Origin of the sequence: Streptomyces sp. NPDC052016 (assembly GCF_044548445.1) — a bacterium.
Classification (GTDB): Bacteria; Actinomycetota; Actinomycetes; order Streptomycetales; family Streptomycetaceae; genus Streptomyces.
The window spans coordinates 176,232-192,588 of record NZ_JBIUBX010000009.1 but is presented as its reverse complement, the minus strand read 5'-3'; the positions used below and the strand labels follow the sequence as shown (position 1 = coordinate 192,588).

General features: G+C 73.3%; 12 protein-coding genes, 1 tRNA gene and 1 pseudogene. 9 read left to right on the top strand and 5 right to left on the bottom strand.

Features of this window, described 5'->3' with window-relative positions; genetic code table 11:
* Window positions 1-74: transfer RNA gene (locus tag ACIHAR_RS13905), tRNA-Ala, on the top strand.
* Window positions 75-190: 116 nt separating this feature from the next.
* Here the strand turns inward: ACIHAR_RS13905 and ACIHAR_RS13900 are convergent.
* Together ACIHAR_RS13900 and ACIHAR_RS13895 are read right to left on the bottom strand one after the other, a co-directional pair.
* Window positions 191-2,593 carry an FtsX-like permease family protein gene (locus ACIHAR_RS13900; RefSeq protein WP_400019346.1) on the bottom strand — a complete coding sequence of 801 codons (2,403 nt, stop codon included), beginning with the start codon at window positions 2,591-2,593 and terminating at the stop codon, window positions 191-193.
* A gap of 416 nt (window positions 2,594-3,009) precedes the next feature.
* A pseudogene (locus tag ACIHAR_RS13895) lies at window positions 3,010-3,732 on the bottom strand (ABC transporter ATP-binding protein); the annotation flags it as partial.
* Between the two features lie 167 nt (window positions 3,733-3,899).
* On the opposite strand from ACIHAR_RS13895, the gene ACIHAR_RS13890 reads away from it, so the two are divergent.
* Window positions 3,900-5,312 (top strand): sensor histidine kinase, encoded by a 1,413-nt coding sequence (locus tag ACIHAR_RS13890; RefSeq protein ID WP_400019345.1) that lies wholly within the window; start codon window positions 3,900-3,902, stop codon window positions 5,310-5,312.
* Window positions 5,309-6,007 carry a response regulator gene (locus ACIHAR_RS13885; protein ID WP_400019343.1) on the top strand — a complete coding sequence of 233 codons (699 nt, stop codon included), beginning with the start codon at window positions 5,309-5,311 and terminating at the stop codon, window positions 6,005-6,007. The genes ACIHAR_RS13890 and ACIHAR_RS13885 overlap by 4 nt, the downstream gene beginning before the upstream one ends.
* Here the strand turns inward: ACIHAR_RS13885 and ACIHAR_RS13880 are convergent.
* A complete protein-coding gene (locus tag ACIHAR_RS13880; RefSeq protein WP_365463778.1) occupies window positions 5,997-6,479 on the bottom strand; it encodes a GNAT family N-acetyltransferase in 483 nt (160 codons plus the stop codon). The two genes, ACIHAR_RS13885 and ACIHAR_RS13880, sit on opposite strands and share 11 nt — an antisense overlap.
* Before the next feature lie 89 nt (window positions 6,480-6,568).
* Here ACIHAR_RS13880 and ACIHAR_RS13875 point away from each other — a divergent pair, with 89 nt between their 5' ends.
* Window positions 6,569-7,363 carry an exodeoxyribonuclease III gene (locus ACIHAR_RS13875; protein WP_365463900.1) on the top strand — a complete coding sequence of 265 codons (795 nt, stop codon included), beginning with the start codon at window positions 6,569-6,571 and terminating at the stop codon, window positions 7,361-7,363.
* Here the strand turns inward: ACIHAR_RS13875 and ACIHAR_RS13870 are convergent.
* Window positions 7,351-8,019 carry a MerR family transcriptional regulator gene (locus tag ACIHAR_RS13870; protein WP_365463775.1) on the bottom strand — a complete coding sequence of 223 codons (669 nt, stop codon included), beginning with the start codon at window positions 8,017-8,019 and terminating at the stop codon, window positions 7,351-7,353. The two genes, ACIHAR_RS13875 and ACIHAR_RS13870, sit on opposite strands and share 13 nt — an antisense overlap.
* 163 nt (window positions 8,020-8,182) lie before the next feature.
* Here ACIHAR_RS13870 and ACIHAR_RS13865 point away from each other — a divergent pair, with 163 nt between their 5' ends.
* From ACIHAR_RS13865 to ACIHAR_RS13850, 4 genes are all read left to right on the top strand, one after another.
* Entirely contained in the window at window positions 8,183-9,700 is a 1,518-nt protein-coding gene (locus ACIHAR_RS13865; protein WP_365463772.1) for an NAD(P)/FAD-dependent oxidoreductase, read from the top strand.
* Entirely contained in the window at window positions 9,697-10,599 is a 903-nt protein-coding gene (locus ACIHAR_RS13860; RefSeq protein ID WP_365463769.1) for an alpha/beta hydrolase, read from the top strand. Before ACIHAR_RS13865 ends, ACIHAR_RS13860 begins: the two co-directional genes overlap by 4 nt.
* Window positions 10,596-11,480 (top strand): SDR family oxidoreductase, encoded by an 885-nt coding sequence (locus tag ACIHAR_RS13855; RefSeq protein ID WP_365463766.1) that lies wholly within the window; start codon window positions 10,596-10,598, stop codon window positions 11,478-11,480. The genes ACIHAR_RS13860 and ACIHAR_RS13855 overlap by 4 nt, the downstream gene beginning before the upstream one ends.
* Window positions 11,481-11,568: 88 nt before the next feature.
* A complete protein-coding gene (locus tag ACIHAR_RS13850; RefSeq protein ID WP_365463763.1) occupies window positions 11,569-11,772 on the top strand; it encodes a hypothetical protein in 204 nt (67 codons plus the stop codon).
* A gap of 417 nt (window positions 11,773-12,189) precedes the next feature.
* Here the strand turns inward: ACIHAR_RS13850 and ACIHAR_RS13845 are convergent, their stop codons facing one another.
* Complete coding sequence (locus ACIHAR_RS13845; RefSeq protein ID WP_400019339.1) at window positions 12,190-15,450, bottom strand: S41 family peptidase; 3,261 nt, start codon at window positions 15,448-15,450, stop codon at window positions 12,190-12,192.
* Window positions 15,451-15,635: 185 nt separating this feature from the next.
* Here ACIHAR_RS13845 and ACIHAR_RS13840 point away from each other — a divergent pair, with 185 nt between their 5' ends.
* Window positions 15,636-16,235, top strand: coding sequence for a TetR/AcrR family transcriptional regulator (locus tag ACIHAR_RS13840; protein WP_365463757.1), 600 nt, complete (start codon window positions 15,636-15,638; stop codon window positions 16,233-16,235).
* Window positions 16,236-16,357: the final 122 nt, after the last annotated feature.

Sequence of the window (16,357 nt, the reverse complement as noted above, 5' to 3'; positions counted from 1 at the left end):
GGGCCTGTGGCGCAGTCCGGTAGCGCACCTCGTTCGCATCGAGGGGGCCAGGGGTTCAAATCCCCTCAGGTCCACGCAGCATGGAGCCCCTGCCGGCGAAAGCCGGCGGGGGCTCCAGCTTTTTTCGGGTCAGCGCCCAGCGCTTCTGGGGTCGGTACTCGGCGCTTGTCGGGTCAGCGCCACGGCGCTCTCAGGTGAGTGCCCCGGCGGGGCGGCGCAGGGCGAACGCCGTCGGTGTCAGTACGGAGACCAGCGCCAGCACCGCGCACGCCCCCGTCGTCCACCCGAGCGCCGGCCACGGCACCACGACCGCCACCGGCGCCGACAGCAGCGCCAGCGCCCCGCCCATCCCGGCCAGGTTGACCAGCGTCACCAGCAGACCCAGCACCCCACCCACCGCTACGACGGTCAGCGCCTCCGCCGCGGCCAGCCGCAGCACCTGACCCCCGGTCGCGCCGGCCAGCCGCAGGGCCGCCAGATCCCGTCCGCGCTCGGCCGCCCCCATGACGAGGGTGTTGGCGACGGAGATGCCGGTGTAGAGCAGCGCGATGCCCAGCACGAGCAGCACACCGAGCCGGGTCGCCCGGTTCGTCTCCGGGTAACTCGCCGCCACCCACCGCGCCTTGCTCGCCACCCGCACCCCGTCGACCGCCCGCAACTCCGCTCCGACCGCCGCCGCGTCGGCCTCCGCCCGCACCCGCACGTCGACCCGGTCGACACGCGCCCCGCCCGCGTTGGCGGCGGTGACGTACGCCCCGTTGTCCCCGGTCCCGGTGGCCAGCACGGCGACGATCCGCAGCGTCCTCGCCGTCCCGTCCCCCAGCCACACCCGCACCCGCTGCCCCACCCCGTGCTCGGCCCACTCCTCGTTCACCACGATCGACGCGTCGTCGAGATCCGCGACCCGCCCGGCCGTCACCGGCAGCCGCACGGTCCCGGCGAGCAGCCCCGGATCCACCGCCCGTGCCTCGGACCGCACCAGCGCGACCCCGTCCTCCAGCGTGTGCACGGCCGTCGCCGAGGACGCCGACACCACCGCGCCCTCCACCCGCCGCAACCGGTCGACCGCCGCGGGCTCGATGTGCGTCCCCTGAGCCGACGTCACCACGAAGTCCGCCCCGGTCCGCTCCCGCACCTCCGCCGCCCGCGCCTCGTTCAGGGTGGCCGTCGCGCCCAGGAGAGAACCCGCGAGGGCCACCGTGACCAGCACGGGCGCCGCGACCGCGGCGGTCCTCCGGAGCCCGGCGACGGCGTTCGCCCGCACCAGCAGCCCCGTCGTGCCCGGCAGCCGGGGCACCAACGGCCGAACGAGGACCGGCGCGAGCAGCGCCACCGCCGTGATGAGCAGCATGGGCCGTACGACGTACGACTTGCGGTGCAGCAGGTCACCCGGGTCGGTCGCCAGCGCGTACGCCAGGGTCGCGACGGCCGTCACCAGCAGCGCCGCCCCGCACACCCGTCGCGCCCACGGCAGCGCCTGCCCGTCCACGGAGGCCTCCCGCAGCGCCTGCGTCGGCGCCGTCCGCCCGGCCCGCCAGGACGCGACCGCCGCACCGGACAGCGCCACCGACAGGCCGGTCCAGAAAGCCACGTGGTTCGGCCAATCATGGCCGCCGATCGCATACCAGTCCGGCGCCAGCCCGCCCTCCACCACCGCCTCGCCCAGCAACGGCGCCCCGTACGCGCCGAGCGCGCAGCCCGCCGCCGAGGCGAGGACTCCGACCAGCAGCGCCTCCGCCAGCACCGCCCGGCGCACCTGACCCGGTGTGGCGCCCGCGGTGCGCAGCAGCCCGAACTCCCGGCGGCGCCGCTCGACCGCGAAGGCGAAGGTGGAGGCCACGACGAACACCGAGACGAACGCGGTCACCCCGCCGGCCGTCCCGAACAGTGCGTTCAGCGCGGTGAGGGCCTCGCCGTCGCGCTCCGGACCGGCGTCGGCCAGCCGCCGGTCCGCGCCGGTGAGCACCCGCGCGCCCGAACCCTCGACGACGGCCCGCACGGCCGACGCGTCCGCCTCCACCACCAACTGGCGGGACTCCGGGGCCAGCCGGGCGGCCTCCGCATCCGTGGCGAAAACGGCGTCCTCGAACCCGAGTCCGCGCACACTCCCCACGACCAGGGCGCCGTTGCTCAGCCGCTCGCCCACCTCCGCCCAGTCACCCGTGATCACGACCTCGCCGTCCGCCCGCGGCGCCCGCCCCGCGCCCAGCGCGTACGGGGCGAAACGCGCCGTCGACCACGGGTGCCCGACCAGCCCGGCGGGCCCGCCCTCGACGTGCACGGGGAAGGACCGGTCCTCGGTCACCGGCCCGAGCGCCCGCAGCGCGGTGACGACCCGGTGCGGCACCGCTCGCGGCTCCGCCAACTCGGCCGTCCGCACGCCGATCGGCGTCTTCACGCGCAGCGCGTCCTGCCCCTTCACCACCACCGGCGCCGCCGCGAACCGCTCCGGCGCCCGCACGGGCGCCTGGAGCGAGGCCGCCAGCGCCTGCCCCATCACGGCGAGCAGCCCCACCCCGAGCGCGAGGGCGACGAAACTCCCGACGAACGCGGCCCACCGGACCCGCAACGTACGCAACGCGACACTCAGCACGGGGCACCCTCCGCCCGGCCGGTCCCCGCCCGGCCGGTCCCCGCCTGTGGGGTCTCCGTCGGGCGGGCCTCCGGTTGGGCGGCCCTCGCCCGTGCGGTCTCCGCCCGACCGGCCCCCGCCTGTGCGGTCTCCGCCGGGCGGGTCTCCGCGCGTGCGGTTTCCGGCAGGCCGGTCTCTGCCCGTGTGTTCTCGGCGGGGCGGTTCTCCGCTCGGTCGGCCCTCGCCCGTGTGTTCTCCGTCGAGCGGGTCTTCGCGCGTGCGGTCTCCGGCGGGCCGGTCTCCGCTCGGTCGGCCCTCGCCCGTGTGTTCTCCGTCGAGCGGGTCTTCGCGCGTGCGGTCTCCGGCGGGCCGGTCTCCGCCCGGCCGACCCCCGCCCGTGCGGTGTCCCGCCCGAGGCCGGTCTCCGCCCGGCCGTTTTCCAGTGCGGCCATGCGGGTGGCGACCGTCTCCGCGTCCGCCGCCGTGAGTTCGCCGTGCACCCGGCCGTCGACCAGGAACACCACACGGTCCGCGTACGACGCCGCCACCGGGTCGTGGGTGACCATCACGACCGTCCGGCCGTCGGCGTCGACCATGCCGCGCAGCAGCGTCAGGATGTCGCGGCCGGTCGTCGAGTCGAGCGCGCCGGTCGGCTCGTCACCGAACAGCACCTCGGGCCGGGTGATCAACGCGCGGGCGAGCGCCACCCGTTGCTGCTGGCCGCCGGAGAGCTCGGCCGGCCGGTGCCGGGCGCGCTCGGCGAGCCCCACCTGCCGCAGGACCTCCCGTACCCGCGCCTTCGCGGGGCGCCGCCCGGCCAGCCGCAGCGGAAGGGCCACGTTCTGCTCGGCGGTGAGGGCCGGCAGCAGGTTGAACGCCTGGAACACGAAACCGATCCGCTCCCGCCGCAGCAGCGTCAACCGCCGCTCGCTCAGCCCGGTCAGCTCCGTCCCGCCGATCCGCACCGACCCGGAGTCGGGCCGGTCCAGCCCCGCCGCGCACTGCAACAGCGTCGACTTGCCGGACCCCGACGGGCCCATGACGGCGGTGAAGGAACCGCGGGGCAGGGCGAGGGTGACGTCGTCGAGGGCGGTCACCCGCGCGCCCTTCGGTCCGTATCTCCGCCGGACGGCGGTCAGTCGGACGGCGTGATCGCTCATCTGCGCCTTCACTCTCCCTCGTTCGGTGTCCGTGGGTCCACCGAACCGCGGAGCGAGGGCCCCGGTCGCTGGGGCGGGAACGAGACTTGAGGTAGGGCCAGGCATACCCCCGGAACTCCCCCTGGACGGATGGCCGCGCCCGACCCGCCCCTTCTACGGTGATCCGCATGCACCCCCGAACCGCGTCCGCGTCCCTGTGGCAGGCCCTCGCCCGCCCGGGCTACCTGCTGTCACCGTGGCCCTGGCGCGCCGCGGCCTACCTGCTGACCGGGACGCTGACCGGAGCCGCGGTCCTGGTCGGCCTGGTGACGTGGGTGGCCGTGGGCGGCGTCCTGGCGATCGCCCTGGTCGGGCTGCCCCTTCTCGGCGCCGTCGCCTTCGCCGGACTGCCCCTGGCCGCGCTCGAACGCCGTCGGCTGCGATTCGTGGTCGTGGGGACGGACGAGGTCCCCGACCCGCACGCCGAGCCCTCCGCCCCCGGCCTGCGCAGCTGGCTCACCACCCGCCTGCGGGAACGCGCGACCTGGCGGGAGCTCGGCCACACCCTCCTCACCGCGGGCCTGCTCTGGCCCGCCGAGGCCCTCCTCCTCACGGTGGCCCTCGCCTTCCCCCTCTCGGTGATCGCGACGCCGGTCCTTCTGGCCACGGTCGGCGAGGACCGCGGGACGAAGGTGCTCAAGGTGTGGACGGTCGCCGACTGGCCCACCGCCTTCGCCGCGGCCGCCCTGGGCGTCCTGCTGCTGTCCGCCGGCGCCTACGTCCTCGGTGTCGCGGCCGGAGCCCGGGCCGCCCTCACCCGCCTGCTCCTCGCCCCGCCCGACGGCGACCCCTCCGCCCGAGTCGTCGAACTCACCCGCTCCCGCGCCCGACTCGTCGACGCCTTCGAGGCGGAACGCCGCCGCATCGAACGCGACCTGCACGACGGCGCCCAGCAGCGCCTCGTCGCCCTCACCATGACCCTCGGCCTCGCCCGCCTCGACGCCCCGCCCGGCGGCCCCCTCGCCGAACAGCTCGCCAAGGCCCACGAGGAGGCCGGCGCCGCCCTCGCCGAACTGCGCGAGCTGATCCACGGCATCCACCCGAAGGTCCTCGCCGACTACGGCCTGGGAGCCGCCGTGGCCGACGCCGCCGACCGCTCGCCCGTCCCCGTGGACCTGGACCTCGAGCTCCCCGGCCGATATCCCCAACCCGTGGAGAGCGCCGCCTACTTCGTGGTCTGCGAGGCGCTCGCCAACGTGGCCCGGCACAGCGGCGCGAGCCGCGCCCGGCTGCGCGGGGGACACCAGGGCGGCCGCCTCGTCCTGGAGCTGGAGGACGACGGCCGGGGCGGCGCCGAGCCCGGCCGCGGCACCGGGCTCACCGGACTCGCCGACCGGGTGTCGGTACTGGATGGAAGACTGTCGCTGACCAGCCCGCCGGGCGGACCGACCCTGCTGCGTGTGGAGATCCCTTGCGAGCCGACGGACAACGGGCCGATGGACGCCGAGCCGATGGACACCGGGCCGACGGGCACCCGGCCGACGCGGACCGGGCCGACGCGGACGGAGCCGACCGACACCGAGGCGACGACGACCGGATGACCGGCGACGACCGGACCGGCGACGACCCGGCCGGCGACGACCCGACCGGCGGTCTGCGCGTGGTCCTCGCCGAGGACAGCGTCCTGCTGCGCGACGGACTCACGGCCCTGCTCACCCGCTTCGGCCACCGGGTCGTCGCGACCGTCGGTGACGCCGAGGCCCTGCTCGCCGCCGTCGCCACGCACACCCCCGACATCGTCGTCACCGACGTCCGGATGCCGCCCGCGTTCCAGGACGAGGGCCTGCACGCGGCGGTCCGGCTGCGCGCCGAACGCCCCGGCCTGCCCGTCCTCGTCCTCAGCCAGTACGTCCAGCGCGCCTACGCCGCCGAGCTCCTCGACTCAGGCGACGGCACCGGCGTCGGCTACCTCCTCAAGGACCGCGTCGGCCAGGTCGAGGAGTTCGTGGACGCCCTGCACGCGGTCGCGGCCGGCGGCACGGTCGTGGACCCGGAGGTCGTACGGCAGTTGCTGCGCCGCCGCCGCGACCCGCTGGCCCGGCTGACCCCCCGGGAACGGGAGGTGCTGGCGCTCGTCGCGGAGGGGAAGTCCAACGGCGCGATAGCCCAGGCTCTGGTCGTGTCGGAGGCGGCCGTCGGCAAGCACATCGGCAGCATCCTCACGAAACTGGACCTGCCGCCCGCCGACGACACCCACCGCCGGGTCCTGGCGGTCCTCGCCTACCTCAGGGGCTGAGCGGCTTCGCGTAGCACCGGCTGGACTCGTACATGCGGTAGTAGCCGAACTTCGTGCACGGCTCGTACCCACTGGACGTGTACAGCGCGATGGCCTCCGGCTGCTCGGTACCGGTCTCCAGGACCATCCGCCGACGGCCGGCCGCCCGCGCGTCGTCCTCCAGGGCGGCGAGCATGCGCCGGGCCAGCCCCCGTCCTCGCATCTCCCTGATCACGAACATCCGCTTGAGCTCGGCGTCCCCGTCCTGGTTCCCCTCGCCGTTCTCGTCCTGGCTGCGCCAGCCGCCGGTGGCCACGGGGCGCTCCAGCTCGTCGTAGGCGATGAGATAAACGCCACGCGGCGGGTCGAAGTCGGCCGGCTCCAGGGGGGTGGCGTCGCCGCCGTCGCCGTAGCGCTCGTGGTATTCGGCCTGGACCTCGTCGTTCAGCTTGACGGCGTCGGGGTGGTCGAAGGAGATGCGACGTATATGCACGCGGCTCAAGGTACATCCATGCAGTAGTCGGGACGACGGTGAAATCTGGACTTAGTCCAGTGTGCAGGTATCGTGCCGGGGTGCTGACCGTGACCTCCGTGAACGTGAATGGGCTGCGTGCCGCCGCGAAGAAGGGCTTCGTGGAGTGGCTCGCCGAGACCTCCGCCGACGTGCTGTGCCTGCAGGAGGTGCGTGCCGAACCGCACCAGCTGCCCGAGGCGGCCGGCGCCCCCGAGGGCTGGCACGTCACGCACGCCCCGGCCGCCGCCAAGGGCCGCGCCGGCGTGTCCCTCTACACCCGCCGGGAGCCCGACGCCGTCCGCATCGGCTTCGGCTCGTCCGAGTTCGACACCAGCGGCCGCTACCTCGAGGCCGACCTCCCCGGCGTCACGGTCGCCTCCCTCTACCTCCCTTCCGGCGAGGTCGGCACCGACCGCCAGGACGAGAAGGTGCGCTTCATGGGCGAGTTCATCGCCTACCTCAAGAGCCTGCGCGAGCGTGCCGCCGCCGACGGCCGGGAGGTTCTGATCTGCGGCGACTGGAACATCGCCCACCAGCAGGCCGACCTGAAGAACTGGCGCTCCAACACCAGGAACTCCGGCTTCCTCCCGGAGGAACGGGAGTGGCTGACCCAGGTGTTCACCCCGGAGGCCGGCGGTTACGTCGACGTGGTCCGCACCCTGCACCCGGACGCGACGGGACCGTACACGTGGTGGTCGTACCGGGGAAGGGCCTTCGACAACGATTCAGGTTGGAGGATCGACCTCCAGGTCTCCACGCCGGGGCTGGCCGCCAGGGCCGTCAAGGGCTACGTGGAGCGCGCGGCGACGCACGGCGAGCGCTGGTCGGACCACGCACCGGTGACGGTCGTCTACGACCTCTGATCCGGCCGCCGGCTCGTCTCGTCCCGCAACCTCCGGTCCAACGCCAGTGAGAGTTCTGCCTCCACCACGCTCCTGGCCAGGGGGCGCAGGCGGGGGAGTGCCTGCTGGCCGGCGTGGCGCAGGACCAGGTCGGTGAAGAGGGCGGCGAGGGCGTCGGCGTGTTCGCGGACGCGGGCGCCCGCCGCCAGGACCTCGGCGAGGGGGATGCCCTCGCCGACCAGGGCGGCGGAGACGTCCAGCAGCCGGCGGCTGATGTGGACGATCTCCTCGCCGTCGGTGCCCAGGTAGCCGAGGTCGAGGGCGGCGGCGAGGTTCTCGGGGGTGACCTGGCCCTCGAAGCGGGCGGCGAGTTCCTCGGGGGTGAGGCGGACCGGCTCCTCCTCGGTGGGGGTGCCGACGCCGAGGAGGTCGGCGACGTCCCGTCCGTGGTCGAAGGCCTCGGCGAGTTCCGCGATGCCGTTGAGGGTGTGGCCGCGTTCCAGAAGTGCCGCGATCGTGCGCAGGCGGGCCAGGTGGTGGTCGTCGTACCAGGCGATGCGGCCCTCGCGGCGGGGTGGTGGGAGCAGGCCACGTTCGCGGTAGAAGCGCAGGGTGCGCACTGTGATGCCGGCCTCCCTGGCCAGCTCCTCCGTCCGGTATTCCCGCTTGTCCGCCACGCCGGAAGCCTATGTCGTACCCCCGGTAACTTTCCTCCGCACGGCCCCTACCCATCGGTAGGAAGCTGCTCTACGCTCCCATTGCGCCAGTGTTCACTGGCAGAGTCGGTCGAACGACGGCAGAACGGCAGAGTCGCGAAGACGCGAGGCAGGGAGGCGCGGGATGGCCGAGCACGTCCATGTGCGGGTGGCGGTGATCGGGTCGGGGTTCGGCGGGCTGGGGGCCGCCGTAAGGCTGCGGCGCGAGGGGATCACCGACTTCGTCGTCCTCGAACGCGCCGGCAGCGTCGGCGGCACCTGGCGGGACAACAGCTACCCGGGGTGCGCCTGCGACGTCCCCTCCCACCTCTACTCCTTCTCCTTCGCGCCCAACCCCGGCTGGCCGCGCACCTTCTCCGGGCAGGAGCACATCCGCGCCTACCTGGAGCACGTCACGAACGTCTTCGGCCTGCGTCCCCACATCCGCTTCGACTCCGAGGTCAAGAGGATGACCTGGGACGGGGAGAAGCTGCGGTGGGACATCGAGACGGCGAGCGGACGGCTGTCGGCCGACGTCGTCGTCTCCGCCACCGGGCCGCTGTCCGACCCGAAGATCCCGGACGTCCCCGGCCTGGACTCCTTCCCCGGCAAGGTCTTCCACTCCGCCCGCTGGGACCACGACTACGACCTCACCGGCAAGCGGGTCGCCATGGTCGGCACGGGCGCCTCCGCCATCCAGATCGTGCCCGCCATCCAGCCGACGGTGGGCCGTCTCACTCTCTTCCAGCGCACCCCGCCCTGGGTGATGCCCCGCGTCGACCGGGCCATCAGCGGTGCCGAGCGCTGGGTCCACCGGCAACTGCCGTTCACCACCCGGCTCCGCCGCGGCCTCCTCTGGGGCATCCGCGAACTCCAGGTGCAGGCCTTCACCAAGCACCCGAACGAACTCGGCTTCGTCGAACGGCTCGCCCGGCACAACATGGCCCGCGCCGTCAAGGACCCGGCCCTGCGCGCCAAGCTCACGCCGGACTACCGCATCGGCTGCAAGCGGATCCTGCTGTCGAGCGAGTACTACCCGGCGCTCACCCGGCCCAACGTCGACGTCGTCGCGAGCGGCCTGCGCGAGATCCGCGGTTCCACCCTGGTCGCCGCCGACGGCAGTGAGGCCGAGGTCGACGCGATCGTCTTCGGCACCGGTTTCCACGTCACCGACATGCCGATCGCCGAGCGGGTCGTCGGCGCCGACGGGCGGACCCTCGCGGAGACCTGGAAGGACGGCATGGAGGCACTGCGCGGCGCCTCCGCGGCCGGCTTCCCCAACTGGATGACGATCATCGGGCCCAACACCGGTCTCGGGAACTCCTCGATGATCCTCATGATCGAGTCCCAGCTGAACTACATGGCCGACTACCTCCGTCAGCTGGACGTCCTCGGCGGACGGGCCGCCCTCGACGCCCGCCCCAGCGCCGTGCACGCCTGGAACCGCCGCGTACAGGACCGGATGAAGCGCACGGTGTGGAACACGGGCGGCTGCACGAGCTGGTACCTCGACGCGGCCGGCCGCAACACCACCATCTGGCCGGGCACCACGGCGGAGTTCCGCCGGGAGACACGGCGCGTGGACCTCGCCGAGTACGAGATCCTGCGCGCGCCCGCGCCGAAGGGGCCGCGCCGGCCGGAGCGGACGGAGGCCACCGCGTGAGCGTCGTCCCCGCCCCCGTCCCCGTCCCCACGCGCACGCTCACCGTCCTCTCCGCCGACGGCACCCCCCTCCACGTCGAGGTGCACGGCCCCGACAGCGCCCCCGCCGTCGTCCTCGCCCACGGCTGGACGTGCTCGACCGCGTTCTGGGCGGCCCAGATCCGTGAACTGGCCGCCGACCACCGGGTCATCGCCTACGACCAGCGCGGCCACGGCCGCACCCCGGCGAGCCCGGCGTGCAGCACGGACGTCCTCGCCGACGACCTCGAAGCCGTCCTCACGGCCACCCTGGCACCCGGTGAGAAGGCGGTCGTGGCCGGGCACTCCATGGGGGGCATGACGATCATGGCCGCGTCCACCCGCCCCGCCTTCCGGGCGCACGCGGCGGCCGCCCTGCTGTGCAGCACGGGAAGTTCGCGGCTGGTGGCCGAGTCGACCGTCCTGCCCCTGCGCCCCGGCCGGCTGCGGACCTGGCTGACCGGGCGGGTCCTCGGATCCAGGGCGCCGCTCGGCCCGGTCACGCCCGTCGCCCGCCGGATCCTCAAGTACGCGACGATGGGAGCCGGTTCCGCCCCGCACATGGTCGAGACGTGCGCCCGGATCGTGCACGCCTGCCCGCGCAGGGTGCGTCACGCCTGGTCGCACGTCCTGAACCTGCTCGATCTCGACCACGGGGTACGGGAGTTGGGGGTGCCGACGGTGGTGGTCGTGGGCACGGCCGACCGTCTGACCCCGCCGGTGCACGCCCGCCGGATCGCCGAAGCGCTCCCGGACTGCGTCGGTCTGATCGAACTGCCCGGCCTCGGGCACATGACCCCGGTCGAGGCGCCGGACCTGGTGACCGGCAAGATCCGGGAACTCGCCACCATTCACGCACCGCAGCTCGAGGAGGGCGCATGAGCAGGGTCGCACTCGAAGGACAGGTCGTCGTCGTCACCGGCGCCGCGCGCGGCGTCGGTGAGCTCCTCGCCCGCAAGCTCTCGGCGCGCGGTGCGCGGATCGCGCTGGTCGGCCTGGAGCCGGACGCCCTCAAGGGGGTCGCGGAGCGGCTGCACGGCGACAGCGCCCACTGGTACGCCGACGTCACCGACCACGAGGTGATGGGCCGGGTCGCGCAGGAGGTGAAGGAGCGCTTCGGCAAGGTGGACGTGGTGGTCGCCAACGCTGGCGTGGCCGCCGGCGGGCCCTTCGTCGACTCCGATCCGGAGGCGTGGCGCCGGGTCATCGAGGTCAACCTCATCGGCTCGGCCGTCACCGCCCGCGCGTTCCTGCCGCTGCTGATGGAAAGCCGCGGCTACCTCCTGCAGATCGCCTCGCTCGCCGCGATCACCCCGGCGCCGATGATGACCGCGTACTGCGCGTCCAAGTCGGGGGTGGAGGCGTACGCGCACAGTCTGCGCGCCGAGGTCGGCTTCAAGGGCGTGCGGGTGGGCGTCGGTTACCTGTCCTGGACCGACACCGACATGGTGCGCGGCGCGGACCAGGACGACGTGATGCGGGAGTTGCGGCAGCGGCTGCCCTGGCCGGCCAACAAGACGTACCCGCTGGGCCCGGCCGTCGACCGGATCGTGGACGGGATCGAGCGGCGGTCCAGCCATGTGTACGGGCAGTGGTGGCTGCGGGGGATGCAGGGGGTGCGCGGGTACCTGCCGGGACTCATCGGGACGGTCGGGCAGCGGGAGATGCGGCGGTTCGCGCCGAGGTTGCAGGGGATGCGGACGGGACTCGTCGGCGCAGGTGGGGCGGCGGATGAGGAAGCCCGTGCTACACAGCGTAGTTGATCGAAATGCGCGCTTCGTCCCCCCGTGTGAATCTGGTCGAGGCCCGACCAAGGGCCGTTCCCCTCACCCTCAACGGGAGTGAACCCACATGGGTATGAAGGACAAGTTCCAGGACCAGGCCGAGCAGTGGCAGAACCAGGCCAAGGAGAAGATGGACCAGGCCAAGGAGCAGGGTCAGCAGCGTGGCCGCGGCCGCCGCGAGCGGGACGAGGAGATGGACCCGCGGGAGCGTGAGCGCACGCAGCGCGAGCGTGAGGAGCAGGAGCGGCTCGACGCCGACTACGACGTGTAGTCGCGCTCGGCTGAGCCACTGACGTGGGGTGCCCTTCCGCTTCTGCGGGAGGGCGCCCTGTGTCGTGCGTGCGGGTTTGCGCGGTTCCCCGCGCCCCTGTGTATGGGGCGGGTGCGGGTTGGTGGGGGTACTTCGCGCAGTTCCCCGCGCCCCTGTAGGCATGGGGGTCACGTGCGGGCCGGTGGGGGCTGGTCGCGCAGTTCCCCGCGCCCCTGAAGGGTGGACGGGTGGGGGCTGGTTGGGTAGGTGCCCGGGCTCTGGAGGTTGGTCGGGTGGGGGCTGGTCGCGCAGTTCCCCGCCCCTGAAGGTTGGACGGGTGGGGGCTGGTTGGGTAGGTGCCCGGGGCTCTGGAGGTTGGTCGGGTGGGGGTGTTTGGGTAGGTGCCCCGGGTCCTGGAGGCGCAGCGCTGGTTCGAGGTCAGGGGCGTGGGGGGAGTTCGGGGCGGGAGCGGTCGGGGGTGGCGCTGAGGTCGGGGGGTGTCGCCGGGGGGTTCGTCTCCAGGAGGTCCAGTGCCAGGGTGACCGCGTCGTCGAGTTGGGCGTACCGGCCCTCCGCCCAGTCCAGCGGTGTGCGCAGGGCCTCCACGTCGGGGGCGACGCCGTGGTTCTCGACGGACCAGCCGTAGGCGTCGAACCAGGCCGCGTTCATCGGGACGGTGATGACGGTGCCGTCGCCGAGCCGGTGACGGCCGGTCATGCCGACGACGCCGCCCCAGGTCCGCTGCCCGACGACCGGCCCGAGCTTCAGGAGTTTGAAAGCGGCTGTGATCATGTCGCCGTCGGAGGAGGTGGCCTCGTCGGCGAGCGCCACCACCGGGCCCCGGGGCGCGTTCGAGGCGTACGACACCGGCTGGGCGTCGCGGGTCAGGTCCCAGCCGAGGATGGTGCGCGTCAGCTTCTCAACGACGAGTTCGCTGATGTGCCCGCCGGCGTTGCCGCGTACGTCCACGATGAGCGCGGGCCGGGACATCTCCATGCGCAGGTCGCGGTTGAACTGGGCCCAGCCGGAGCCGCCCATGTCGGGGATGTGCAGGTAGCCGCACTTGCCGCCGCTCAACTCCCGGACGACCTCGCGTCGTTTGGCCACCCAGTCCTGGTAGCGCAGCGGCCGCTCGTCGATGAGGGGGACGACGGCGACCCGCCGTGAGCGGCCCGCCTCGCCTTCCGCCGGGGTGAAGGTGAGTTCGACCGTCGTCCCGCCCGCCTGTGCGAGCAGCGGGTAGGGCCCGGCGACCGGGTCCACCGGCCGCCCGTCGACGTGGGTGAGCACCGCCCCCTGCCGGATGCCGGTGCCCGCCAGCGGTGAACGCGCCTTGGAGTCGGAGGAGTCGCCGGGCAGGATCCGCTTGACCGCCCATCCTCCGTCCCGTCGGACGAAGTTGGCGCCGAGCAGGCCCTGGCGTCGCTGGTAGTGCGCCGGGCCCTCGTTGCGGCGGGCGGCGCTGACGTAGGCGTGCGAGGTGCCCAGTTCGCCCAGCACCTCGCGCAGCAGGTCCGCGAACTCGTCGGGAGAGGCGACCCGTTCGACCAGCGGGCGGTACTGCTCCAGCACCGCGTCCCAGTCGATGCCGCACATGCCGGGGTCCCAGAAGTAGGCGCGGATCAGACGTCCCGCCTCCGCGTACGCCTGCCGCCACTCGGTGCCGGGGTCGACCTCGTGCATGATGCGGCGTACGTCGATCCAGACGGTCGTGTCGAGGTCGCCGGACTCCGTGGAGGGCACCGCGCGCAGGTCGCCCTCGTCGACGACGACCAGTCGGGTGCCGTCCCCGCTGACCGTGAACCAGTCGAGGTGCCCGACGAGTTCGGACTTCTTCGCCTTGGTGATGTTGAAGTACTCCAGGGTCGGCCGCCCGCTGGTGTCGTCCGGGTTGACGAAGGTCTCGCCGAGCGCGCCCGAGATCGGCCAGCGCAGCCACACCAGGCCGCCGCCCGCCACCGGGTGCAGCGCCGAGTACTTGGAGGCGGCCACCGGGAACGGTGTCACCCGGTTCTCCAGTCCCTCGATCTCGACGGTCACCGCTCCGTCCGCGCCCTCCTCGTCCTCCAGCGGGTCCAGTCCTCCGGCGGCCGGCCGCCCCTCCGGGTTCAGCGCGAAGGGGGAGGGGGTCGCCGAGGACAGGGGCACCAGGTAGGGCCGGCAGCCCAGCGGGAAGGAGAGGTCCCCGGTGTGCACGTCGTAGACGGGATCGAAGCCGCGCCAGGAGAGGAAGGCGAGGTAGCGGCCGTCCCGGGTGAAGACGGGGTTCTCGTCCTCGAACCGGCCGTTGGTCACGTCGACGACCAGCCGTTCCCCTTTCGCGAGTCCGGAGATCCGGGCCATCTTGATCTGCCGCAGGGACCGCCCGATCCCCGGGTGGGACCAGGTCAGCCATGCTCCGTCCGGCGAGAACGCCAGGTCGCGCACGGGCCCGTTGATCGACCGGATCAGCTCGGTGACCTCGCCGTTGGAGTCCTCGGAAGCGTCGAGGAGCAGCAGCCGCCCGTCGTGCGAGGCGATCGCGAGCCGTTCGCCCGCCGGGTCGGACACCAGTTCCAGTACCCGGCCCAGTTCCCCGGACGCCAGCCGCCGCGGCTCGCGGTCCCCGGTGGCGCGCGGCAGGTAGGCGATCTCGACGGCGTCCTCGCCTTCCGCGTCCGTCACGTAGGCGACCTGCCCGCCGGACCCGAGCATCTCCGGGAGCCGGACGCGTACCCCGCGCGGGTCGGTGATGGTGCGGGCGGGTCCGTCCCGGTGGGTCAGCCAGTACAGGCTGCCGCGCACCACGACCGCGCTGGCCCGCCCGGTCTCGTCCACGGAGATGCCGTCCACGTGCTGGGCGGCCGGGATCTGGTACGGCCGCCGTCCGGCACGCGGTCCGCTCAGTCGTACGTCGATCCGGCGCGGGCGGGAGTCGGGGGCCAGGTCGTCGACGATCCACAGGTCCCCGGCGCACTGGTAGACCACCCGCGTGCCGTCGCTGGAGGCGTGCCGGGCGTAGAAGGCGTCGTGGTCGGTGTGCCGGCGCAGGTCGGAGCCGTCGTAGGCGCAGGAGTAGAGGTTGCCGATGCCCTCGTGGTCGGAGAGGAAGGCGATGCGTCCGCCGACGAACATGGGGGAGTGGAGGTGGCCGCCGAGGTCGGGGAGCAGCCGTTGCCCGTGCAGCCAGAGCCGGCCCGTGGCGCCGCCCCGGTAGCGCTTCCAGGCGGCCGGCTCGTGCGGCGGGGTGCCGGTGAGGAGGAGGGTGCGGTGCCCGCTCTCGATGTCGGCGACCTGGATGTCGGCGACCGGTCCCCAGGGGAGTTTGCGGCCGGGGTCGCCGCCGGGGGAGACCTTGTAGGCCCAGGTGAAGTGGGAGAAGGGCTCGCCGTGGGAGGCGACGGCGAGGATCTCGGCGTGGCCGTCCTCGTCGGGGGGCGTCCACCCGCACACCTGGGTGTCCGAGCTGCCCCAGTACGTCAGCCGCCGCCCCGGCCCGCCGTCCACCGGCACGAGGTGGATCTCCGGGTCGAGACTGCGCCAGCTCGTGTACGCGATGTGGCGGCCGTCGGGGGAGAAACGGGGATGGCCGGCCTTGGTGCGGTCGACGGTGAGCCGCCAGGCGCGGCCGGGTCCGTCCAGGGGGGCCAGCCAGAGGTCGTCCTCGGCCACGAAGCACAACAGGTCACCGCTGAGATGCGGCAGGCGCAGATACGTCACCTCCCCATGCTTTTCCTGTCGGGAGGGCCGGGCAACTCGTGCGCCACGGGCGCGAGGGGCTCCGCGTGACCCAGGACACGTACGAAACGGTTTCGTTTCGTTTGTGACTGCGCTACATTCGTCGTGTACGAAACCGTGTCGTTCGGAGAGCCTCCGAAGGGCGATCGGAGCAGGAGGTGAGCGCAATGACCGAGATGGCGACGGCGCGTCGCAGTCGGATCACGCCCGAGCGCGAGGCCGAGCTGTACGCGGCCGTGCTCGACCTGCTCCGCGAGGTCGGCTACGACGCCCTCACCATGGACGCCGTGGCCGCCCGCACCCGGTCCAGCAAGGCGACGCTCTATCGCCAGTGGGGCGGCAAGGCCGAGCTGGTCGTGAAGGCCATGCGGCACAACAAGCCGGGCAGCATCGCCGACGTCGACACCGGATCCCTCCGGGGCGACCTCCACGCCCTCGTCTCGCGCGAGGACGACTGCACCATGGAGCGGAACTCCGACCTGATGCGGGCGCTGGCGATGGCGGTGCACTCCAACCCCGACCTGATGCGGGCGTTCAAGGAACTGCTCGTCGAGCCCGAGATGGAAGAGTTCCAGCGGGTCCTGCAGCGCGCGGTCGACCGCGGCGAGGTCCGGGCCGACCGCCCGGCGCTGCGGTACATCGTGCACCTGCTGGTCGGTGCGTTCGCGACCCGCACGTTGATCGACGGCCTTCCTCCCACACGGAAGTTCCTCAGTTCGTACATCGACGCCGTGGTCCTCCCCGCCCTCGGCGTCCCCACCACCTGACCACCACCTGACCGTCCCCGCGGTCCGCCCATCCTGACGTCACCGCTCACGTCGTCGGGCCGATCACCCCTGCCTTCGCGCCGGGATGGTCACCCCTGCCCTCGGGGCAGTGCCGGAACCCC